The 22,039-nt window shown below is 67.2% G+C and carries 17 protein-coding genes and 7 tRNA genes; 13 read left to right on the forward strand and 11 right to left on the reverse strand.

Annotation, left to right across the window (positions count from 1 at the left end; all coding sequences use genetic code 11):
* Positions 1 to 93: 93 nt before the first annotated feature.
* Positions 94 to 966: a LysR substrate-binding domain-containing protein gene (locus ACI2JH_RS00920; protein ID WP_182655761.1), complete on the forward strand. Its 873-nt coding sequence runs from the start codon at positions 94 to 96 to the stop codon at positions 964 to 966.
* Between the two features lie 10 nt (positions 967 to 976).
* Here the strand turns inward: ACI2JH_RS00920 and ACI2JH_RS00925 are convergent, their stop codons facing one another.
* Positions 977 to 2,158, reverse strand: a complete 1,182-nt coding sequence (locus tag ACI2JH_RS00925; RefSeq protein ID WP_404735159.1) for an amidohydrolase family protein — start codon at positions 2,156 to 2,158, stop codon at positions 977 to 979.
* A gap of 168 nt (positions 2,159 to 2,326) precedes the next feature.
* Here ACI2JH_RS00925 and ACI2JH_RS00930 point away from each other — a divergent pair, with 168 nt between their 5' ends.
* Both ACI2JH_RS00930 and ACI2JH_RS00935 read left to right on the forward strand, forming a co-directional pair.
* Positions 2,327 to 2,956, forward strand: coding sequence for a hypothetical protein (locus ACI2JH_RS00930; RefSeq protein WP_404735160.1), 630 nt, complete (start codon positions 2,327 to 2,329; stop codon positions 2,954 to 2,956).
* 78 nt (positions 2,957 to 3,034) lie between these two features.
* Positions 3,035 to 3,319: an I78 family peptidase inhibitor gene (locus ACI2JH_RS00935; RefSeq protein WP_404735161.1), complete on the forward strand. Its 285-nt coding sequence runs from the start codon at positions 3,035 to 3,037 to the stop codon at positions 3,317 to 3,319.
* Positions 3,320 to 3,339: 20 nt separating this feature from the next.
* On the opposite strand, the gene lldD is transcribed toward ACI2JH_RS00935, so the two are convergent.
* The 3 genes from lldD to ACI2JH_RS00950 form a co-directional block, all read right to left on the reverse strand.
* Entirely contained in the window at positions 3,340 to 4,479 is a 1,140-nt protein-coding gene (lldD, locus tag ACI2JH_RS00940) for an FMN-dependent L-lactate dehydrogenase LldD (RefSeq protein WP_404735162.1), read from the reverse strand.
* Positions 4,480 to 4,539: 60 nt separating this feature from the next.
* Complete coding sequence (locus tag ACI2JH_RS00945) at positions 4,540 to 4,989, reverse strand: MgtC/SapB family protein (RefSeq protein ID WP_042613935.1); 450 nt, start codon at positions 4,987 to 4,989, stop codon at positions 4,540 to 4,542.
* Positions 4,990 to 5,059: 70 nt separating this feature from the next.
* Positions 5,060 to 5,818 carry an SDR family NAD(P)-dependent oxidoreductase gene (locus tag ACI2JH_RS00950; RefSeq protein WP_101100612.1) on the reverse strand — a complete coding sequence of 253 codons (759 nt, stop codon included), beginning with the start codon at positions 5,816 to 5,818 and terminating at the stop codon, positions 5,060 to 5,062.
* A gap of 193 nt (positions 5,819 to 6,011) precedes the next feature.
* Between ACI2JH_RS00950 and ACI2JH_RS00955 the strand changes: the two genes are divergently transcribed.
* Positions 6,012 to 7,097, forward strand: a complete 1,086-nt coding sequence (locus ACI2JH_RS00955; protein WP_404735163.1) for an alkene reductase — start codon at positions 6,012 to 6,014, stop codon at positions 7,095 to 7,097.
* A 140-nt stretch (positions 7,098 to 7,237) separates the two neighbouring features.
* On the opposite strand, the gene ACI2JH_RS00960 is transcribed toward ACI2JH_RS00955, so the two are convergent.
* The gene (locus ACI2JH_RS00960; RefSeq protein WP_404735164.1) at positions 7,238 to 10,024 is read right to left on the reverse strand and encodes a beta-glucosidase; all 2,787 of its coding nucleotides are present in this window, start codon (positions 10,022 to 10,024) and stop codon (positions 7,238 to 7,240) included.
* Positions 10,025 to 10,340: 316 nt separating this feature from the next.
* On the opposite strand from ACI2JH_RS00960, the gene ACI2JH_RS00965 reads away from it, so the two are divergent.
* On the forward strand, positions 10,341 to 10,847 hold the full coding sequence (locus ACI2JH_RS00965; protein ID WP_101100609.1) for a hypothetical protein: 507 nt from the start codon (positions 10,341 to 10,343) through the stop codon (positions 10,845 to 10,847).
* A 585-nt stretch (positions 10,848 to 11,432) separates the two neighbouring features.
* Here the strand turns inward: ACI2JH_RS00965 and dsbG are convergent.
* The 3 genes from dsbG to ACI2JH_RS00980 form a co-directional block, all read right to left on the reverse strand.
* On the reverse strand, positions 11,433 to 12,269 hold the full coding sequence (gene dsbG, locus ACI2JH_RS00970; RefSeq protein WP_182655753.1) for a thiol:disulfide interchange protein DsbG: 837 nt from the start codon (positions 12,267 to 12,269) through the stop codon (positions 11,433 to 11,435).
* Between the two features lie 29 nt (positions 12,270 to 12,298).
* Positions 12,299 to 13,096: a redoxin family protein gene (locus tag ACI2JH_RS00975; protein ID WP_404735165.1), complete on the reverse strand. Its 798-nt coding sequence runs from the start codon at positions 13,094 to 13,096 to the stop codon at positions 12,299 to 12,301.
* A 100-nt stretch (positions 13,097 to 13,196) separates the two neighbouring features.
* Positions 13,197 to 14,240, reverse strand: coding sequence for a GlxA family transcriptional regulator (locus tag ACI2JH_RS00980; protein ID WP_182655751.1), 1,044 nt, complete (start codon positions 14,238 to 14,240; stop codon positions 13,197 to 13,199).
* A gap of 508 nt (positions 14,241 to 14,748) precedes the next feature.
* Here ACI2JH_RS00980 and ACI2JH_RS00985 point away from each other — a divergent pair.
* From ACI2JH_RS00985 to ACI2JH_RS01020, 8 genes are all read left to right on the forward strand, one after another.
* Positions 14,749 to 14,824 (forward strand) — tRNA-Ala (locus ACI2JH_RS00985).
* A gap of 52 nt (positions 14,825 to 14,876) precedes the next feature.
* Positions 14,877 to 14,952: transfer RNA gene (locus ACI2JH_RS00990), tRNA-Glu, on the forward strand.
* A gap of 181 nt (positions 14,953 to 15,133) precedes the next feature.
* A tRNA-Ala gene (locus ACI2JH_RS00995) sits at positions 15,134 to 15,209 on the forward strand.
* A gap of 49 nt (positions 15,210 to 15,258) precedes the next feature.
* Positions 15,259 to 15,334, forward strand: a tRNA-Glu gene (locus ACI2JH_RS01000).
* Positions 15,335 to 15,378: 44 nt separating this feature from the next.
* Positions 15,379 to 15,454, forward strand: a tRNA-Ala gene (locus ACI2JH_RS01005).
* 49 nt (positions 15,455 to 15,503) lie between these two features.
* A tRNA-Glu gene (locus tag ACI2JH_RS01010) sits at positions 15,504 to 15,579 on the forward strand.
* Between the two features lie 57 nt (positions 15,580 to 15,636).
* Positions 15,637 to 16,584, forward strand: a complete 948-nt coding sequence (locus ACI2JH_RS01015) for an SOS response-associated peptidase family protein (RefSeq protein WP_319275082.1) — start codon at positions 15,637 to 15,639, stop codon at positions 16,582 to 16,584.
* 46 nt (positions 16,585 to 16,630) lie between these two features.
* A tRNA-Leu gene (locus tag ACI2JH_RS01020) sits at positions 16,631 to 16,716 on the forward strand.
* Between the two features lie 113 nt (positions 16,717 to 16,829).
* Here the strand turns inward: ACI2JH_RS01020 and ACI2JH_RS01025 are convergent.
* The 3 genes from ACI2JH_RS01025 to ACI2JH_RS01035 all read right to left on the reverse strand — a co-directional run bounded on the left by ACI2JH_RS01025 (position 16,830) and on the right by ACI2JH_RS01035 (position 21,902).
* The gene (locus tag ACI2JH_RS01025; protein ID WP_404735166.1) at positions 16,830 to 17,045 is read right to left on the reverse strand and encodes a hypothetical protein; all 216 of its coding nucleotides are present in this window, start codon (positions 17,043 to 17,045) and stop codon (positions 16,830 to 16,832) included.
* Between the two features lie 77 nt (positions 17,046 to 17,122).
* Positions 17,123 to 19,297 carry a PAS domain S-box protein gene (locus ACI2JH_RS01030; RefSeq protein WP_404735167.1) on the reverse strand — a complete coding sequence of 725 codons (2,175 nt, stop codon included), beginning with the start codon at positions 19,295 to 19,297 and terminating at the stop codon, positions 17,123 to 17,125.
* Positions 19,298 to 19,526: 229 nt separating this feature from the next.
* Entirely contained in the window at positions 19,527 to 21,902 is a 2,376-nt protein-coding gene (locus ACI2JH_RS01035) for a Tex family protein (protein WP_404735168.1), read from the reverse strand.
* Positions 21,903 to 22,039: the final 137 nt, after the last annotated feature.

Below are 22,039 nucleotides of genomic sequence, written 5' to 3' on the forward strand. Positions count from 1 at the left end.
GGGATCGATTTGGGCATGCGCGCTGGCACACCGTGTCAGCGCATGGTAGAAGTCGATTTACCCATGCGGAAACGAAATAAGTAAATCCCAGCGATGAACCAGGCGAATAGATCATTGTTTGAACTGGACCTGCTGCGCGCCCTGGTCATGGTCGCCGACTGCGGCAGTTTCACCGCGGCCGCCAGCCGACTGCACTCCACCCAGTCCACCATAAGCCAGAAGGTGCGCCGCCTGGAACAGCTGGCCGGCCATCGCCTGCTGGAACGCGGCCACCGCGACGTGCAGCCCACCGACGCCGGCCAGACGCTGCTGGGCTACGCGCGCCGCATGCTCGGCTTGAACGACGAACTGCTGCAGGCGCTGGCCGGTGCAACGGTGGCCACGACGCTGCGCCTCGGCGTGCCCGAGGATTTCGTCAACCCGACCACCACGCGCATGCTGGCCGCCTTCAACCGGGGCAATCCGCAGGTCCGGCTGGAAATCAGCAGCGGCCTGAGCCGGGACCTGGCGCAGGGCTTCGACCACGGTGAGCTGGACCTGGTGCTGGTCAAGCAACGGCGCAACAGCCGGCCCGCCGTGCATTGCTGGCCCGAACCGATGCACTGGATCGACGGCAGGGCCACGCCCAGCGCTGGCCAGGACGTGCTGCCGCTGGTCACCTTCCCACCCCGTGGGCTGTACCGCGATGAGATGATCCATGCGATCGAAACGCTCGGCAGGCGCTGGCGGATCACCTTCACCAGTTCCTCGCTGAGCGGCATCCAGGGCGCGGTGGCCGATGGTATCGGCATCAGTCTGCTGCCACGTCGTGCGGTCACCGCCGACCATCGCATCATCGATGGCGAACACGGACTACCGGTGATCGACAGCTACGAAATCGGCATCCTCTACCGAGATAACGCCGACGACGGCGTGCGCGCGCTGGCGCTGGAGCTGAAACGCCAGGTCGACAGCGAAACCCGGTGAGCCAGCCTGCTCAGGCGCTGGCCGGGGGCAGGATCCAGCGTCCCCGGCGCATCGAAACGCGGTCCGACGGCACGGCCGCCACCGCTGCCGGTCCATGATCGGCGCGTACCGCCACGAAGGTCGCCGGCAAGCCCTCCTGCAGGCCATGTTCCGGCAAGCCGAGCACCGCCGCGGCGTGGCTGGTGACCATGTCCAGCGCCAGCTGCAGCTCGCCGTCGGTATGGAAGCCGGACCGGTAGCCGATCAACATCGCGCGCTGCAGCAGGTCGCCGTTGCCATAAGGCCACCAACTGTCACGGATGTTGTCGTTGCCGGAAAACAGCCGCACGCCCTGCGCATGCAGGGCCGCCACCGGCGGAAACGGCCGGTCGCCCGGCGCATTGGTCATGATCGCCACCTGCGCGCGTGCCAGTGCTTCGCCGACCTGCTGCGCACGGGCCAGCGGCACCTCACCGAGGGCATACGCATGACTGACCGCCACCCTGCCCTGCAGGCCGGCCGCTTCGGTACGCGCACACACCTGCTGCAGCTGCGCCAGGCCCTGCTCGCCGGGCTCGTGCAGGTGCACGTCGATCCGTGCGCCGTGCCGGTCGCCCAGGCCGAACAACAGATCCAGCTGCCCACGGGCGTCTCCATCCAGGCCCTGCGGATCGATTCCGCCCACGACCTGCACTCCTTCGGCCAATGCCTGCCGCAGCACCTGCGCGGTACCGGCACAGGACATCACCCCGGCCTGCGGGAAGGCAACGTACTGGATGTCCAGCAGGTCCGCGCAGCGTGCATGGGCCTGCTGCACCGCATGCAGGTTGCGCAGGCCGGTGGTCGCATCGACATCGACGTGGCAACGCACCGCCGCAGTACCCAGCGCGGCGATCTGCCGCATCAACGCCTCGGCGCGCACGTCCATCGGCGCGGCGGCCGCCAGCGCCTGCTTCTCCTGGGCCAGGCGCTCGCGCAGGCTGGCGACCGGCTGGTGGGGACGCCAGTGGTCGCCAACGAAACTCTTGTCCAGGTGGATGTGGCCGTCGACCAGAGCCGGCAGCACCGTGTACCCGCGCAGGTCGACCCCCTCGCCGTCACCGGCTTCGGGGGGCACGCTGGCACCGAAGCGGGTGAACCGTCCGTGCTCGATGGTGAAGGACAGGGGCTGGCCGGCGGCATCCACCGCGCCACGTACATGCAGGGCCGTCATGCGGTTCTCCTTCGATGAATGCATGCGACCTTACGGGCTGGTACGGCCAGGCCGCCAATGAAATCGCTGCATTGCAGGCATCCACCACGCCACTGCCCGGTGCCCCGGCAGCGGGTCGATCGCAGGAGCGGGTAAACTAGCGATGACGCAATCACCACAGCAGGATCCATGGGCCCGTTCGACCGCACCGACCGCCATCGCTGGCAGGCCGCCTCGCTGCTGGCGGCAGCGCCGGTTGCCGCCTTGGCCGCGGCCGATGCGCAGACCGGGCAGGACGCCTCGGCGGCGTCCGCAACGCCGCAACAGCGCGTGGAGGAACTGCACCGGCGTGTGCTGGCCGAACGCAGCGCCACCGCGGCCCTGGAGGCCTGGTGCGCCGAACACGGCCTGGCCGACAAGGGGCGGGTCCGCGCGGTACGGGTCCAGGGCGTGCAGCGCGATGCGCCCGACGACGTACGCAGGGCGCTGCAGGTCGACGCCAGCACGCCGCTGCGCTACCGCCGCGTGCAGTTGGCCTGCGGTTCGCGCGTGCTGTCCGAAGCGGACAACTGGTACGTGCCCGCGCTGCTGACGCCGGCGATGAACAGCCTGCTTGATGGCAGTGACGAGCCGTTCGGCCGGGTGGTCGCACCGCTCGGCTTCAAGCGCCAGACCCTGCGTGATCAAACCTACTGGCCCGCTCGCGGCGACGGTGCCGGCGCCACCGTGCTGGAAGTCCGTGCCCTGCTGCGCGACAGCGCGCAGCGGCCTTTCAGTTATGTCATCGAAAGCTACCTGCAGGGCGCGCTGCCGCACTGACCGTGGCCATCACGCCAGGCAGTGCTATGGTGCTCCCACCACCCCTGTGAAAGCGCACTGATGGATATCCGCCACGGCATGATGATCCCCCTCGCCCTGCTCGGCACGCTGGTCCTGAACGGCTGTGCCAGCAGTCCGGGCCCTCAGGTGCGCGGCAGTGGCCAGTGCCAGGCCAGCGCGCTGGGATGGGCCGTGGGCCAGCCTGCGAACGAGGCGAACATGCGGCGGCTGTCACGCGAAAGCGGCGCCGGGCTGGTCAACCCGATCGGCCCCGGCACGATCACCACCAAGGACCTGCGCACCGATCGCCTGCGCGTCTTCATCGACAAGCAGGACGTGATCACCGCCGTGCGCTGCGAGTAATCGCAGCACCGGGGCGGCCTTCAGTCCGCGCGGACCAGCAGTTCGGGACTGATGTCGGCGATGCAACGCGCCCCGGTGAGGGTCATCGCCACCCGCATCTCCCTCGCCATCAGGTCCAGCAGGTTGGCCACCCCGGCTTCTCCATGGGTGGCCAGGGCATACACGAAGGCGCGTCCGAGCAGTACCGCATCGGCGCCCAGCGCCAGCATGCGCACCACGTCCAGGCCACTGCGGATGCCCGAATCGGCGAGGATCTTCAGTTCGCCCTTTACCGCATCGGCAATGGCCGGCAAGGCGCGTGCGGTCGACAGCACCCCATCCAGCTGGCGCCCGCCATGGTTGGACACCACGATGCCATCGGCACCGAAGCGCACCGCATCGCGCGCGTCATCAGCGTCGAGGATGCCCTTGATCACCATCGATCCCTTCCAGAATTCGCGGATCCATTCCAGGTCCTTCCAACTGATCGACGGATCGAAGTTGCTGCCCAGCCAGCCGATATAGTCGGCCAGCCCGGTGGGATCGCCGCGGTAAGCCGAGATGTTGCCCAGATCGTGCGGACGCCCGCGCACCCCGACGTCCCAGGCCCAGCGCGGATGCGCCAGCACCTGGCCGGCGCGGCGCAGCGCAGCGTTCGGTCCGCTCATCCCGGAATGCATGTCGCGGTAGCGCGCACCGGGCAACGGCATGTCCACGGTGAACACCAACGTGGTCACCCCGGCCGCTTGTGCGCGTTCCAGCGCGTTGCGCATGAAGCCACGATCACGCAGGACATACAGCTGGAACCACATCGGCCGGTTGATCGCCGGGGCCACCTCTTCGATCGGGCACACCGATACCGTGGACAGCGTGAACGGGATCCCCCGGCTGGCTGCCGCACGTGCGGCCTGGACCTCGCCACGCCGCGCGAACATGCCGGTCAGGCCGACCGGCGCCAACGCGACCGGCATCGCCAGCGTCTCGCCGAACAGGTCGGTGTGCAGGTCCAGTTCTGACATGTCGCGCAGCACGCGCTGGCGCAACGCGATCCCGGCCAGGTCCTCCACGTTGCGCCGCAACGTGTATTCGGCGTAGGCACCCCCGTCCACGTAATGGAACAGGAACGGCGGCAACCGGCGCTGCGCCGCTGCCCGGTAGTCGGTGGAGGCGGAAATGATCATGTCCGACTGTGAGCGCAAACGGCGCCGCCAGGCAATTCGCCTTTCGGCGAATGCGCCGGTTTACAGTTTTTTCTCGACCCGGCGCATCACGGTCAGCACCACCACGCACATCAGCGTCACCCCGCTGGCGATCACATACGCGCCGATACCGACTGCGATGCCGACCGCGGCGGACATGATCAGCGAACTGGCGGTGGTCAGGCCGCTGACTTCGCCATCGCGCGTACCGCGGATGATGGTGCCGGCGGCGATGAAGCCCACGCACGCCACCACCGCCTCGATCAGGCGGATCGGATCGACCTGCAGCAGGTCCCGGTACTGGTCCTGCTGGAAATGCTCGGCCACTGAATCGCCGAGCCCGACGATCAGCGCCGCCGCGCCGGCCAGCAGCATGTGCGTGCGCAGTCCCGCCGCATGCTTGCCCAGTTCGCGCTCGAACCCGATGACCCCGCCGAACAGCATGGCCGCAGCCACCCGCAGCAGCAGGGAGATATCCTGGCTGAAATCCATCGCACGTCTTCCCTTGGTCAAATCGTGAAGGTCGCCGGAATGCCGTGCGAGGACCGTGAAAGCCGCTGGCTTACTGTGCCAGGTAGCCGCCATCGATGGCGTAGTAGGTGCCGGTGGCGAACGATGCGGCATCGCTGGCCAGCCAGGCCACCAGCGCGGCGACCTCTTCGGGCGTGCCCAGGCGCTTGAGCGCGTGCCGGCCTTCCAGCGTGGCCCGTACCTTCGGGTCCATCTGTTCCAGCAACGGGGTGCTGATGAAACCGGGTCCGACCGCGTTGATGCGGATCTGGTCGGCGGCATGCTCCCAGGCAGCGGTCTGGGTCAGACCCACCACGCCATGCTTGGCCGCCGCGTAGGCCACCGAACCGGCATACCCCACCTGGCCCAGGATCGAGGCCATGTTGATGATGCTGCCGCCACGGCCAGCCTTGCGCATGGCCTGGATCTGCGCGCGCTGGCACAGGAACACGCTGGTCAGGTTCACGTCGATGACCTTGCGCCAGCCCTCCACGGGGTAGTCCCCACTGATCGCGGCCGGACCGCCGATGCCGGCGTTGTTGACCGCGATATCCACGCTGCCAAGTTCGGCCACGGTGCGTGCCACGGCCGCTTCCACGGCGGTCTCGTCGGTGACGTCCAGTGCGATGCCGAGCGCCTTTGCGCCCTTGCCGCGCAGCGCTTCGGCGGTGGCGTCGACCGCCTCCTGCTTGAGGTCCCATACCGAAATCGCGGCACCGGAAGCGGCCAGCATTTCCGCCACGGCCAGCCCGATCCCGGACACGCCGCCGGTCACGATCGCGGTCTTGCCCTTGAGTTGGTAATCAATCATTGCTCGACTCCTGTTGCGTTGGTCTGGATGGGGTCCAGCCATCACCGGCAACGTTACGCCGCGCGTCGTGACGCGCCCGCAACATGCGTCCACGGCGCGTGCAACAGGCCTTCCCATCGCTGCAACAACCCAGGTCCTATGCTCGGCGCACGGGCCCTGACGCGGCCTTTCCTCCCCCAACGAAGGATGCTTGATGCCAACCGATGACACTGTGCTGTTCTCTGCAACCCGCCTGGGCGCGATCGCCATCGCCAACCGGGTGGTGATGGCCCCGCTCACCCGCAATCGCGCCCTGCCGGACCGCGTCCCTACGCCGCTGGCGGTCGAGTACTACGGGCAGCGCGCCAGCGCCGGGCTGATCATCGCCGAAGCGACACAGATCAGTCCGCTGGGCCAGGGTTACCTCGACACGCCGGGCATCTACAGCAGCGCACAGGTGCAGGGCTGGAAGGCCGTGACCGACGAAGTCCACGCCCGCGGCGGAAAGATCGTGCTGCAGCTGTGGCACGTCGGCCGCATCTCGCACACCAGCCTGCTGCCGGAAGGTGAGGTACCGGTCGCGCCCAGCGCCATCCGCGCCGATGCGAAGACCTTTACCGCCAACGGTTTCGAAGACGTGTCCACACCGCGCGCGCTCGCCCTGGACGAGATCCCGGCATTGATCGAGGACTACCGCAAGGCCGCGCACAACGCCATCGAAGCCGGCTTCGACGGTGTTGAAGTCCACGCGGCCAACGGCTACCTGATCGATCAGTTCCTGCGCGATGGCAGCAACAAACGCGAGGACGCCTACGGCTGCAGCATCGAGAACCGTACCCGCCTGTTGTTCGAAGTGGTCAGCGCAGTGGCCGGCACGATCGGTGCGGCGCGCACCGGCGTGCGCCTGTCCCCCACTACCCCGGCCGGTGATGCCCACGACAGCGATCCGCAGCCGTTGTTCGAACGCGCCGTGGAACGCCTGGACGATATCGAGGGGCTGGCCTTCGTGCATGTCATCGAAGGGTCCACCGGCGGTGACCGGGACAATATCCCGTTCGACTATGCGGCCCTGCGTTCGCGTTTCGGCGGCGCATGGATCGCCAACAACGGTTACGACAAGACGCGTGCCGAAGCCGCGTTGGCATCGGGCTACGCCGATGCGGTGGCGTTCGGTCGTGCCTTCATCGCCAATCCGGACCTGGTCGAGCGCCTGCGCCGCGACGCACCGCTGGCCGAAATCGACCAGGCCACCCTGTATGGCGGCGGTGCAAAGGGCTACACCGATTACCCGCCGCTGTGAGCAACACGGGCTGACAACTGCCCGGTGGGGGGACGACCGCCCGGCGGGTGACGACCGCCCGGTGGGTGTGACGACCGCCCGGTGGGTGTGACGACTGCCCGGTGGGTGACGACCGTTGGTCGTCACCTCCCCGACCGCAATCAGCGAACCACGGTGTCCTGCAGCTTCACATCCACCACCTGCAGCGGCTCGGCCGCGTTGCGACCCAGCTGCAGCTGGTACTCGCCAGCGGCAATCTTCCACTCCCGCGCGGTCGGATTGAAATCAGCCAGTGTCTTCGGCTCGGCTTCGATGCGGATCCGGCGCTGCTCACCCGGCTGCAGGCTGACCTTGTCGAAACCGACCAGGCGGATCGGCGTGGTGTGGCCCTGTGGCAGCTTCAGGTACAGCTGGGCAACATCAGCGCCGGCACGCGCGCCGGTGTTGCGCACGTCCACGCTGGCGACCAGGCGCTGGCCTTCCACGCTCACCTGCAGGTTCTCGTAGGCGAAGCTGGAATAGGACAGGCCATGGCCGAAGGCGAAGGTGGGCACCAGGCCCTTGGCTGCAGCCCACTTGTAACCCACGTTGGCACCTTCGATATCGAAATCGAAGATGTCCACCGCCGGCTGCTTCGGGTTGAACCCCAGTCCCGGCACGTGCGGGCGCGGCAGCTGTGATTCGTCCACCACCCACGTCACCGGCAGGCGACCGGACGGATTGACCTTGCCGGTGAGCAGTGCGGCGATGCCCTCACCACCGCGGATGCCCGGATACCACGCCTGCAGCAGCGCCGGCACCTGGGCCAGCCACGGCGTACGCACCGGGCCGTTGGTTTCCAGCACCACCACGGTCTTCGGATTGGCCTTGGCCACCGCACTGATCAGCGCGTCCTGCTGGTCGGGCAGCTGCATGTCCGGCAGGTCGACCGATTCGGCAGACCACTGGGTGGCGAACACCAGGGCCACATCGGCCTGTGCGGCCGCGCGCGCGGCGGCCGCCGGATTGCGGCCATCCACATAGGTGATCTGGGCATCGGGCCGCTCGGCGCGCAGCGCTTCCAGCGGCGAAGACGGGTGGAAGATCACCGGACCCGGCCAGGTGGTCGGCATCACGCCCGGTACCGCGTTGGTGCCCTTGGCGGTGATGCCCACCATCGACGAACCACCGCCGCCGATCACGCCCTTGTCGGCGTGACCGCCGATGATCACGATGCGCTTTACGCTGTCGGCCAGCGGCAACAGGTTGCCTTCGTTGCGCAGCAGCACGCTGCCCTCTTCCACCGTGCGCTGGGCCGCGGCATAGCCGGCTTCCACGTCGATCGGCTGGTGCTGCGGCGGGTTGTCGAAGTTGCCATGCAGGAACATCGTGCGCAGGATGCGCGACACCATGTCGTCCAACCGCGCCTGCGGCACCGTGCCACCGGCCACGGCCAGGCGCAGCGGCTGGTCGAAGAAGGTGGTGGCGTCGAACACTTCGCCGGCCGACTGCTGGTCCAGGCCGGCCAGCGCCGCCTTCGAGCCGCTGTGCACGCCGCCCCAGTCGGACATCACGAAACCGGGGAACTTCCATTCCTGCTTCAGCACCTGGTTCATCAGGTACGGATGTTCGCAGCCGTAGATGCCGTTGATCTTGTTGTAGGAACACATCGCCGAACCCGGCTTGCCGAGCTCGATGGCGATCTCGAAGGCCAGCAGGTCCGACTCGTGCATCGCCTGGTCGCCGATCTGCACGCTGTGGAAGTTGCGCCGCGTCTCCATGTCGTTGAGCGCGTAGTGCTTCATCGTGGAGATCACGTGCTGGCTCTGGATGCCGCGGATCGACTCACCCACGATCACCCCGCCCAGCAGCGGATCTTCACCGGCGTATTCGAAGTTGCGCCCGTTGCGCGGATCGCGCTGCAGGTTGACGCTGCCACCGAGCAGGATGTTGAAGCGCTGCTGCCAGGCTTCGCGACCCATCGTGGCGCCGCCGACATAGGCGATCAGCGGATTCCAGCTGGACGCCGTGGATGGACCGGACGGCATCGCGGTGGCGAAGTCACCCTTGCGGATGCCGCCGGGGTTGGTCACCCCTACGCCGGCATCGGCCGACTGCTGCGCCGGGATGCCCAGCCGCGCCACGCCGGGCACGAAGCCGGCCGAACCGACCGCGCCTTCCGGCAGCGGACCGCCGTCCTTGCCCAGCCCGAAGTAGCTGCGCAGCATCTGGAATTTTTCGTCCTGGGTCATCTCACCCAACAGCAGGCGGGTGCGCTCATCGGCGCCCAGCGTGGTGTCCATCCACGGCTGCGGCGGCGTCGCGCCCTGCGCATACGGCAAGGTCAGCAGTCGTGCCTGCAGCTTGCGACCCGCGCCATCGCGCAGGTCAAGCGTCGAGGCGCGCCCTTCAGCGAATCCGTTGCTGGCCACGCCGTCCACCGCAGTTGCGGCGAAGCCGTCGGCCCGCACGGCCTGCGACGCCAGCAGCACCGCCGGCGCCCCCAGGCGCGAGGACTGCAGCAGGGCCGGCAGTGCCGTCGCATCCGCACCGGCCTGCGCATACAGCGCCACCACATGACGGTCATCGGCCAGTCGCAGATAACCTCGGCCGATCTGGTCCGGACCGGACTCGGCCTGCACCGGGACACGGCTGAGGATCACCTGGCCCTGCGCAGTGCCTTGGGCATCCACCTCGGCCTGGACGAAGCGGTAGGCAAAGCCGAGCTGGTCAGCCAGCGTCTGCAGCGGATCAATCGCCCCGACCGCACGCTCCACGTCCAGCACCGTCACCACATCGGCCTGCACCGAGGTCAGCTGGGTGGCCAGCGAACCGACATCGGCGGCCTGCGGGGCCTTGTCCAGCGCCAACACAGTGAAGGACGGCGTCGTATCGGCAGCGAAGGCCGGAACGGAGAGCGCCAGCGCAATGGCGGCGGAAAGGGAGAGCTGCTTTGTAATCGTTTTCATCGACAGACGTTTCAAACCCGATGCCTGCGCAGTCGGTCCTGGAAAGGGTGCCGCCGAAGGGAGCAGCGCTAGCCCGCATGCAGGCCTCGCCGAAGCGATGCTGCAGGGACCGGGGCGGAGCAGGCCTGCGCACGGACCCCTCCGTCCGGCGTGACAACCTGCTCCTGGACTGCGAGGCAATCCAACAGGTGAAGAGTGGTCGAGGGGGTTTGTTGCTGTCAACCTCCGTCGCATGCGGCGAAGGTCGCATGGACGACTGGAGCACGCCGCGTGCATCGGCTATTGTCGTGGATCGATCCAAGGAAGGAATCCGTCCATGTCACGTGCCCTGAGCAGCACCGCCCTCGCGCTCTCCCTGGTCGCCCTGGCCGCCTGCGGCTGGACCGCATGGCGCCAGCAGCGCGCGCAATCGCCCGACCAGGTGCTGCATGCCCGCGGACTCATCATCACCGACGCGAACGGCCAGGCGCGGTTGATCCTGGGCGCCCCGGTCCCCGATCCCACCACGGGCGGCAAGCCGCTGGGCCCGCGTGGCGCTCCGTTGTCCGGCCTGGTACTGCTCGGCCCGGACGGCTCCGAACGCGGCGGCTATGGCACCTCGGACGTCGGCGGCGAGGCGATCCTGACCCTGGATGATGCCACCGGCGCCACCGAAGTCTTCAAGGTGGTCGCCAACCCGGACCGGGGTGCCACGCTGATGGTCAAGCACCAGAACAATACGGGCGCGATGCTGACCTCGTGGCAGGGCGCGCCCGAGCTGATGTTCGTGGACGATACCGGGCGCTCGTTCTACGTGCGGCCGGGGATGCCTTCGGCGCCGTAGGCGGTGGGTCGAACGGGTGAAACCCCTCGCGGGTGGCTTTGTTGCTGGTTACGTGCTCGGGGCCGGGCGGTGGGGCTGTGCGGGGGACGGCAAAAGCCGCTCCTGCGGGCCTCGTTTCGCGCCATCCATGGCGCGGGTCCACTTCATCGCATTCGCGCTGCCGCTCCCACGCTTTGCTGCGCAAACCGCGGGCCCCGTCTCACCAACACCCACACCCCGCCGCTTCGCGGCCGCCCCTGACTCAGGGGCTCCCTCCACCCGACACAAACACGGCGCTCTGGTAGCGCCGACCCATGGTCGGCGGAATCCATCAGACCCCATTTCCCCACAGAATCCGCCGACCATGGGTCGGCGCTACCGAAGATTCCATGGCCGCCGTGGACCTGTCGAAAGGTGGGGCGGGGTGGCTGTGCAGGGCCGTCTTTTCGCATGGATGCGAAAAGCGAGCCTACAGGGACGTACCTGCGGCGTGTCCTGCACAGCCACCCCGCCCCGCCAACAACCAGCCCTGCAGCCGTTGACGTTGCCGTTGCTTCGGCTTGAAAAGCGGGTGCCGGGCCGCAGGCCCGGCAAACCAGAACACACTCAGCGCGGCCCGAACATCAGTTCCAGGTCGTTGCCCTGCGGCAGCCCCGAACGACGCTGCACGTGCCCTTCAGCATCCTTGAACAGGATCCCCGGCGTGCCCTGGAAACCCATCTCGACCATCAACGCCTGGTTGGCATCCAGCTTGCGCGACGCATCGGCGCTGATCGCCACCGGCTTGATGCCGCCGCGGTCAAAGGCGTGCTCGTTCTCCAGCAGCGCAGCGCTCGGATTGGCCGCTTGCAGGATGGCCGCTGCCTTGCCCGGACTGTCTTCGCGGATCACGCCCACCATGATGTGGCGCAATTGCACCTTGCCGGCATCCACCCACGGCCGCGCCGCATCCCAGAACTTGTGGCAGTAGGGGCAGTTGGCATCGCTGAAGGTGTACACCACGCGCGGCGCGCTGGCCTTGCCGTCGGCGACCCAGGCACTGGATTCGAGCTGCGACCAGATCTTCTCGGTCATCGGCCCGGCCACCTTTTCGGTCAGCAGATCGCGCGCCACGTCATTGCCCTGCGCATCGAACAGGCTGCCCACCACCACATGCTTGCCATCGGGAGTCAGGTAAGCGGCGGCAGGCTGCTGGCCATTGACCACACCGGCAAACCCGCGCAGGCCGCCAGGCGCTTCGAACTCTGAAACCACTTCGAAACCGAGCTTCTGCAGGCCCTTGATCGGCGCCGGGACGCCGCTTGCGTCCCCATTGGCGCCCGCAGTGGCAGGCGTTGCCTGAGCCGCGGTTTTCGGCGCCTGCGCCTGGCCACAGCCGGACACCGCCAGCAGGATCGGCAACACCAGCGCCGCTGGTGCGGCGCGCAGATACGTGGAAAGCATGACAACTCCTGATTGAATGCCCGCGCAGGCTACCGTAGCCGGCGCAGTTTGTGCTCGAGGCCTGCAGCGGTCAGTTCGCCCAGGTGCAGTTCGCGAAGCTGGCCTTCGCGGTCGAAGAACAGGGTACTCGGGTAGGCCTGCACGCCCATCGCCTCGGCCGTGCGGGCCGGCTCGTCCAGCAGCACGCCCTGCAGGCCCGGCGCATGCACGCGCAGGAATTCCTGCACCGTCTCCGCATCCTCGCCCTGGTTCACGAACAGGAAACGCACCTGCGGGTGCGCTCGCTGTGCCGCTGCCAATACCGGCATCTCGCGGATGCACGGCCCACACCAACTGGCCCACAGGTTCACCACGACCGGGCTGCCCTGCCCTGCGGCCAATGCAACCGGTTGGCCACCCAGGTCGTGCAGCACCATCGCCGGCAGGCTGACCTGCCCTGCCTGCCAATGCTGCAGGCCAGCGGTGGCACCCCACCAACCGGCCGTGGCGAACAGCGCGGCAGCAACGACGGCAGGGCGCAGTGAAGGGTGCTGACGCAACTTCCACGCGCCCCAGCCAGCGGCACAGGCGAAGAATCCAATAGGGTCGAAGCCGCCATCACCGATGCGCAGGATCGATCCGGGATCGGCCAGATACAACGGCGCGGCGCGCAGCACGAACACCACCCGTGCGGCCAGCAGCCCCAGCAGGAACATGTCCACCAGCAAGGCGGTGGCGGGCCGCCATGCCACGCCGGGCGGGCGCGGCCACAGGCGCGCCACCAGCAACGCCAGCAGCAGGAAAGAGATGGCCAGTGCCACCGGCAGTGGCACTGGTCCCAGGCTCATCATCACAGGTGTGTCTTCAACGGATACTGTCCGGCAGGTTCAGCAGGAACGAGGGTCGTTCACCATCGCGGCCGCAGCAAGCCACTGGACAGGTGTCCATTCAGGCAGCGTGCCGGTCGACTGGTCGGAACGGGCTGCCCATCGGCGATGGGCCTGACTGCGCGGCGCGCTGCTTGCCCGCCACCATGCGCCGGTACGTTGCCGGGGTCATGCCGACGATACGCAGGAACAGACGGCGGAATGCGCTCTGGTCCGCATAACCGACGCCCCAGGCCACTTCATCGATGGCCCCGCCCAGTTGCAGCAGCAGCTGTGCCTTGGCAATGCGCAGCCGTTGGCAATACTCGATCGGGCGCAGCCCGGTTGCCTTCAGGAAGCGACGCTGCAGCGTGCGCGGCTCCAGTCCCGAGGCCTGGCAGATCGCCCCCAGCGTGGCACCGCGCGCGGCCGTGGTATGCAGCCAGCGCTGCGCCTTGAGCACGTCGCGATCACCATGTGCGAAGTTGGCACTGAAGCGCTCCAGGTCCTGCTGGATGCCGGCAGGCACCACGATGCCCTGCTGGTGAGCCACCGCCGCCATCACGCCTTGGCCGTGCACCCGGTAAAGCAGGCGCAGGGCAAGGAATCGCCACGCTTGGGATCCGGTGACGGTCAACAGGTCGCCGTCGTCCACCAGCAACCGTTCACTGGGAACCCAGCTTCCGCTCTGCGATGACAGCCCCGGGAAGCGGGTGGCGTCCACGCTGGCAACCGTCCGGCCAGCCAACAGTCCGGCGCGTGACAACACGCCGATTCCGTCATTCACCGCCGCCATCAGGCTTCCGCCGTCGTAGTGGGCGCTTAACCAGTCCAGCAGCACGGTTTCGTCACGGATCTGTCCGTTCTGGCTGACCTGCCCAGGCAGGGCGATGATCGCAGGCACCGTCGCATCCAGCATCTCCGCGCCGGCTACCCGCTGTGGTCCGCCACCATCGCTGGCCATGATCCAGCGCGACACCAGAATGCGTGCCGTATGCCGACCCTGTTGCTGCGCCAGCCGGTTTCCGACATGCGCCATCTCGGCCAGCATCGATGCAGCCGAAGGGTCAGCACCCGGGTATTCCACTACTGCGATTTCTGTCAGCTCGTTCTTGTTTGCGTCCATCAGCTCCTCCTCTTGCCTCCCGCGAACAGAGCCGCCGCCATTGACGGCGTGGCTCTTCGGTGACTGCAGGTTAGGAATCGCGTACAGGCCGAGGCTATGAAGAAAGCTGCAAACTGCGTCAGAAGCCTTGCTTTTCAGCGGCTAGTGGCTCTAGACCTCACTCAAGGGTTGATGGTGGTCACATTCGGAGGGCTCTCTGGATAGGGGTCAACCCGTACGCCGTGCCAGCGCGCCTATCGATATCGTCCGCCGTTACGAGCGGCAACAGCTGTTACCGACCGGCCGACCGCCGCCGCGCTGCCTTCTGCCTGGAGAAAACAGGCGCGTTGCCGATGCTTTCGGCCGAACGCGGCGGTGGCGATGCACCTGGGTTCGGTATCGGTGATCAGCAACGCACTTCGGCTGCGTTCGCAGCGGCTTCCGGGTGTCTGGATCGGCATGCAGAAAACTGCAATAAATGCTTGCCAACCCCAGTACCCATCGCTATGATTTCGCACCTCAGCGACGTGGGGCCATAGCTCAGCTGGGAGAGCGCCTGCATGGCATGCAGGAGGTCAGCGGTTCGATCCCGCTTGGCTCCACCAAACTTTCGGCATTAGGCCGTCGAAAGGTCGCGAATAAATTGATGAGCAATGCGTCCCCATCGTCTAGAGGCCTAGGACATCACCCTTTCACGGTGGCGACCGGGGTTCGAATCCCCGTGGGGACGCCACTCATCTGAACAACCGGGACCCGGACGAAACCGGGTCTTTTTTGTTCATCGCCTTCGGCCTTCACGGGCGTGGCGCTTGTCGGATCTTCACTTCGGTGGGTGTATCCTTCAATTGTCGAGAAGCTTCGAAAAAGCTTCCACAAACGTGAATAAGCCGGTATGATAGGCGGCTCGGTTACACGGGGCCATAGCTCAGCTGGGAGAGCGCCTGCATGGCATGCAGGAGGTCAGCGGTTCGATCCCGCTTGGCTCCACCACTTTCGACAATAGGCCGTCGAAGGTTCTACAACTTGAAGTTTTTCGTGCGTCCCCATCGTCTAGAGGCCTAGGACATCACCCTTTCACGGTGGCGACCGGGGTTCGAATCCCCGTGGGGACGCCAGTTTCAAAACGGGAACCTGACCCATCAGGCAACCGGGTTTCAATGGGGCCATAGCTCAGCTGGGAGAGCGCCTGCATGGCATGCAGGAGGTCAGCGGTTCGATCCCGCTTGGCTCCACCACTCCAGGCATTAGGCCGTCTGGATAGCAGTACAACTCAAGTTTTCGTGCGTCCCCATCGTCTAGAGGCCTAGGACATCACCCTTTCACGGTGGCGACCGGGGTTCGAATCCCCGTGGGGACGCCAATTCTGCAAAAACCCGGCTTCGGCCGGGTTTTTCTTTTCCTGCGCTAAGCTGCCTGCATGTGCTACTCCGCCCAGATCCGCGCCGACTACGCCAAACTGGTCCGCCACTACGGCGCGACGATGTCGCTGGAGGAATTCTCCCGCCTGTACACCTTCGACCCGGCCAAGAAGCGGCCGAAAACCCCGAAGGCGATGGACGATGGATTCCGCGGCGCGCGCACTGATGCCGGCCGCGACATCGTGGCGATGATCCAACAGTGGCATGCGCAGGAACAGACCGGACTGGAAGCCGAACTGCGGCGCCAGCACGAGCGCCGCACCGTTGCCCAGGCCGCCGTGGCCAGCAAGCCCACGCAGAAGGCACGCAACGAACTGCGCATCGCCGGCAACCGCATCGAGCGTGCCCAGTCCCGCCTGGATGACCTGCAGCGCAGCCAGCAGCTGCCGCGCGACAATCGCATCTTTCCCGGCACGTATGCCCCGGTCATCGTGGCCGAAGACGGCCGGCGGGTGATCAAGCCGATGCGCTACCAATGCCGGCTGCCGGACAAGCCGGCGCGCAATGACGTGCTGTATCCGGGTACCTACAACGCACGCCGCGACAGCCTGGAAGGCTACTGGCGTGGCGCATTCGGCCATCGCCACGGCGTGGTGGTGGTGCAGTCGTTCTACGAGCACGTACCGCGCAAGGGCTTGCCGCTGCAGTCCGCCGATGACGAGAGCGACGTGGTGCTGGAGTTCCAGCCACGGCCACGCCGCGACCTGCTGGTCGCCTGCCTGTGGGCGGAGTGGGAAGGCCCCGAAGGCCGCCTGCTGTCGTTTGCGGCGGTCACCGACGAGCCACCGCGCGATGTCGCCGCCACCGGGCACGACCGCGGCATCGTACCGATTCGCGAAGCCCATCTGGATGCATGGCTGAACCCGGATCCCACCGACCTGGCCGCGCAGTACCGGATCCTGGATGACCGCGAAGACATCGAATACGCCTGGAGCGAAGCGGCTTGAGGCCTACCCGTGGCGCGCGGTTTTGTTTACACTACGCGGCCACGCTGCCGGTGTGGCGGAATGGTATACGCAGCTGACTCAAAATCAGCCGGGGGTGACCCCATGAAGGTTCGAGTCCTTTCACCGGCACCAGCAACAAGAAAAAGCCAGGCCACGTGCCTGGCTTTTTCATTCGTAGCGACAGCCGCTGGCCGCCATGCCATCGGCCGGTGGGTGACGACCGTTGGTCGTCACGCTTTCCGTCGTCACGCTCTCCGCCACAGCCGCCAGCTCACCCAGCCGCCATGTCCCAGCGTGGCCCCCAGCAGCGCCACCACCGCCCAGCGCAGCACGCTGGCCAGTTCCACGTGCAGCGCCGCCCCCTGCACCTGCTCAAGCAACAGCCAACCCAGCACCGCAGCCATCCACGCCGCTGCCGCAGGTCCATACGCACGAAGCACTTCCCGATCCCAATCTGCCATGCCGTTCCCCGGTGTCTCTGAAGGTGCGGGCAGTGTCCCCTGCCCCGCTCTCACCGGCTGAGACCTTCACGCACCGATCAGTCACTTTCCGGTGGCGAAGCCAGGCCCATCGGTTCGGACTGCACGTTGTTGCGTCCGGCCGCCTTGGCCCGGTAACACTGCACGTCGGCCGCGGCCACCGCTTCGTCCACGCTCATCCCGGTGTTGATCGAGGCGATGCCGATGCTCACCCCGACCTTGATGCGGTGCTGCTCCCACGGGATGGACAGCCCGCCGATGGTATGCAGCAGCTCGCCGGCGATCCGTCGCGCCCGGCGCAGCGAACAACCCGCCAGGATCACTGCGAATTCGTCGCCACCCAGCCGGGCCACCACGTCCGAATCACGCACGCCATGGCGCAGCACGTTGGCCACCGCCCACAGCACCGCATCGCCGGCCAGATGCCCCCAGGTATCGTTGACCGGCTTGAACTGGTCCAGGTCGATGAACATCAGCGAGGCGGCCTGCCCGGTACGGTCCACGTGGGCGATGGCCTGCTGCAGGTGCGCTTCGAAACCGCGCCGGTTGACCAGGTCGGTCAGCGGATCCATCTCGGCCAGCTGTCGCGCCTCGCGCTGCCGCGCGCGCAGCTGGGTCACATCGCGTATCACCCACACCGCACCGCGCAGCGCGCCCGCATCGTCATGCAGCCAGGCCTGGGAGACATCCACCGGCATGTTCTCCCCGTCCTGCACCAGCAGCAGGTCCGAATGCAGGTCCACTGCGTTGCTTTCCGGATCCAGCAGCACCGATATATCCAGCGGTGAGAGCGGTGCATATTCGGTGGTCAGCTGCATCATCTCCCCCACGTGGCGGCCGTGCAGCGGGGCACCCTCTGGCCCGCCCAGCGCACGCACCGCAGCCGCGTTGGCATGTTCAATGCGCCCGTCCAGGTCCACGCTCAGCACCAGGTCGGTCACCGCATCCAGGGTGATCCGGCTGCGCTGCTCGGCCTGCAGCACGCGCTGTTCGCTGGCGTGCTGGGCGGTGACATCCTGGATCTGCGATACGAAATGCAGCGGATCGCCCTGCTCGCTACGCACCAGCGACACCGAAAGACGCGTCCAGATGATGTTGCCCTCGCGGCCGATGTAGCGCTTTTCCAGGTGGTAATGCGCGCGCTCGCCGCGCAGCAGGCCCTGCACCATGGCCAGGTCGGTGTCCAGGTCGTCGGGGTGGGTCAGGCGCTGGAAATCGACCTGCAGCAGCTCATTGCGCGAATAGCCCATGATCCGGCACAGCGCATCGTTGACGTCCAGCCAGCGCCCTTCCAGCGACACCAGCGCCATGCCCAGCGCCGCGCTGGTGAACGCCCCGGCGAATTTCTCTTCCGCCAGGCGTGCCTCGGCGCGGGCCTGCAACACCTCGGTGATGTCGGTAGCCATGCCGACGAAGCCGGTGATCTCCCCCCGTGCGTCGGCCAGGGCACTGATCGACAGCCGCACCTGGCGGGGCTGGCCGTCCTTGCGCAGGAAGGTCCACTGCCGTGAAAAAGTGTGCTCGCGTGCCCTCGCGCTGAGTATCGAAAACAGGTCGCCTCCCGCTGCTTCGTCGGCCGGCAGGGTCCGCAGGAACGCATCTGCTTCTTCGCCCTGGTGGAACAGCACCGGGCTGGCGACGCCCACCACTTCATCGGCCCGGTAGCCCAGCAGGCGTTCGGCACCGGAGTTGAACAGCGTGATCGAGCCCTGCTCATCGGTGACGATGACCGCCACTTCATCGGATGAGTCGACGATCGACTGCAGCCGCTGGCGCGCACCCGCCACGTCCTGGCGTGCCTGTTGCAGATCGGTCACATCGGCGTGCGCGCCGGCCATCCACAGCGGCGCCCCGTCCGCATCCCATTCGCAGACCCGGCCGCGGTCCTGCACCCATACCCAGTGGCCATTGCGGTGGCGCATCCGCACCAGGCACTCGTAGAACGGCGTCTGGCCGGCAAAATGCGCCTGCAGCTGGACATCGGAACGTTGCAGGTCATCGGGATGGACCAGGCGCTCGAAGGTATCGGAGCAGATGGGTTGCAGCTCCTCCAGCGTGTAACCGACGATCTCGGCCCAGCGCGCGTTGACCTGCATGTGGCCGGTCGCCGGACTCCACTCCCAGGTGCCAGCCGCGCTGCCATCGATGATCATGCGCAGCCGGCGGACCTGCTCAAGCGCCTGCTCCAGCTGCGCCTGCAGATCGATGGGGGGACGGGCGGACAGGTCGTTCATCGGCGCACCGCGCGCACCCGTGCGCAGGCCTGTCGCGTGCCTGCGCACGGGGACCTGGTCGACACGCCTGCAGCACTGACCGCCATGGCCCTCCCGGCATCTGGCCCGGGCCTCATCGGCCCCCTCATCGCCCAGTGTGCGCAATCACGGGGCGCTGCGTAAGCCCCCCCGTCCCAGATCGCCGGAAAGGGCTCGGCCGGACACTGCGGGCCGGCCTGTCGGCCCTGCCTCAGCTGCGCTTGGCGCGGGCGAAGGCGTCGGCCAGCGCATTGTTGGCCGGGGCCGGCGTGCTGCCAGGACGCCCGCCGCCGCCATTGCCACGCGGCTGGCCCGGACCGCGGCCGCCTCCGTCGCGGCGCGCCGGGTTGCCCGCCCCTGGACGCTCTTCGCGCGCGCCCGGACGGCTGGTGGATTGCCCTGGGGTATCGTCCAGGCGGCGGGTCAGGGCGATGCGCTTGCGCGCCACGTCCACCTCCAGCACCTTGACCTTGACGATGTCACCGGCCTTGACCACATCGCGCGGATCCTTGACGAAGGTGTCCGACAGCGCCGAGATGTGCACCAGCCCGTCCTGGTGCACGCCGATGTCGACGAACGCGCCGAACGCCGCCACGTTGCTCACCACGCCTTCCAGGATCATCCCTTCGCGCAGGTCCTTGATGTCCTCCACGCCCTCGGCGAAGCGGGCGGCCCTGAACTCCGGACGCGGATCGCGGCCGGGCTTCTCCAGCTCCTTCAGGATGTCACGCACGGTCGGCACGCCGAAGGTCTCGTCGGTGAACTGTTCGGCCTTCAGCCCGCGCAGGAAGCTGCCATCGCCGATCAGCGCCTTGATCGGGCGGGCAGTGGCGGCCACGATGCGCTCCACCACCGGATAGGCTTCCGGATGCACCGAGGACGCGTCCAGTGGCTGGTCGCCATCGGCGATGCGCAGGAAGCCGGCGCATTGTTCAAAGGTCTTTTCGCCCAGGCGCGGCACCTTGAGCAGGTCCTTGCGGCGCTTGAACGGTCCGTTGTCGTCGCGGTGCCGCACGATGTTCTCGGCCACGGTGGAGGACAGCCCGGACACCCGCGCCAGCAGTGCGGCAGAGGCGGTGTTGACATGCACGCCGACCGCGTTGACACAGTCTTCCACGCGCGCTTCCAGCGCCCGCGCCAGACGGTACTGGTCCACGTCATGCTGGTACTGGCCGACACCGATCGCCTTCGGCTCGATCTTCACCAGCTCGGCGAGCGGGTCCTGCAGGCGGCGTGCGATGGACACCGCGCCACGGATCGACACGTCCAGGTCCGGAAACTCCCTGGCTGCGAATTCCGAGGCCGAATACACCGATGCACCGGCCTCGCTGACCACGATCTTCTGCAGCGTGGTGCTGCCCATGGCGGCGATCACTTCGCCGGCCAGCTTGTCGGTTTCGCGGCTGGCGGTACCGTTGCCGATCGCGATCAGTTCCACGTTGTGCTTCAGGCACAAGTGCTTGAGCGACTGCAGCGACTGCTCCCACTGCCGGCGCGGCTCGTGCGGGTAGATGGTGTCGGTGGCCACCAGCTTGCCGGTGGCATCCACCACCGCGACCTTGCAGCCGGTGCGGATGCCCGGATCCAGCCCGAGCACGGTCTTCGGTCCGGCCGGTGCGGCCAGCAGCAGGTCTTTCAGGTTGTCACCGAACACGGTGATCGCCTCGGCTTCGGCCTTTTCGCGGGCCTGGTTGAACAGGTCCAGCAGCAGGTGCATGTGCAGCTTGGCGCGCCAGGTCAGGCGGCAGGCATCGAGCAGCCAGCGATCAGCCGCACGGCCCTTGTCGCTGATGCCGGCCCTGAACGCGACACGCCCTTCGCCGTACTGATGCCCGGCCTCGGCATCGGTGCCCGGGTCCAGTTCAAGGTGCAGGATTTCCTCGCGGCGCGCGCGGAACAGCGCCAGCAACCGGTGGGAGGGAATCTTCGCCAGCGCTTCGGCATGCTCGAAATAGTCGCGGTACTTGGCGCCTTCGTTCTCCTTGCCCTCGGCCACGCGGGCGCGGATCACGCCGTTTTCGGACAGCCAGCTGCGCAGTTCACCCACCAGAGCAGCATCTTCGCCCCAGCGCTCCATCAGGATCGCGCGTGCGCCTTCCAGCGCGGCCTTGGTGTCGGCCACGCCCTTTTCGGCATCGACGAAGGCTTCGGCGAACAGCTTGGGATCGCGTGCCGGGTCAGCCAGCAGGCCATCGGCGAGCGGCTCCAGGCCGGCCTCGCGGGCAATCTGCGCGCGGGTGCGGCGCTTGGTCTTGTACGGCAGGTACAGGTCTTCCAGCCGGCTCTTGGTGTCAGCGGCCAGGATGTCCCCGCGCAGAGCGTCGGTCAGCTTGCCCTGCTCGTCGATGCTGGCCAGCACCGCAGCGCGCCGGTCTTCCAGTTCACGCAGGTAGGTCAGGCGCGATTCGAGGTTGCGCAGCTGGGTGTCGTCCAGCCCGCCGGTGACTTCCTTGCGGTAGCGTGCGATGAACGGGACGCTGGCGCCTTCGTCCAGCAACGCGATGGCGGCACGCGCCTGGGCAGCCTGGGCACCGATTTCATCGGCGATGGTCTGGGCGATCTGCTGGTCAACCTTGGTATCTGACATTGCGTCCGGCCGTGGCCTTGATGCGGAAAGATCCCATTCTGGCGCCGCGCGGCTGGCACGGGAAGTCGTTGACAGCGGCGTGGCAGGCGGGGCAGGAATCCTGCCGGCGCCGACATCCTTGCGTGAGGCTGGGATGT

Origin of the sequence: Stenotrophomonas sp. NPDC078853, from assembly GCF_044901215.1 — a bacterium.
In the GTDB taxonomy this organism is placed as follows: domain Bacteria; phylum Pseudomonadota; class Gammaproteobacteria; order Xanthomonadales; family Xanthomonadaceae; genus Stenotrophomonas; species Stenotrophomonas lacuserhaii.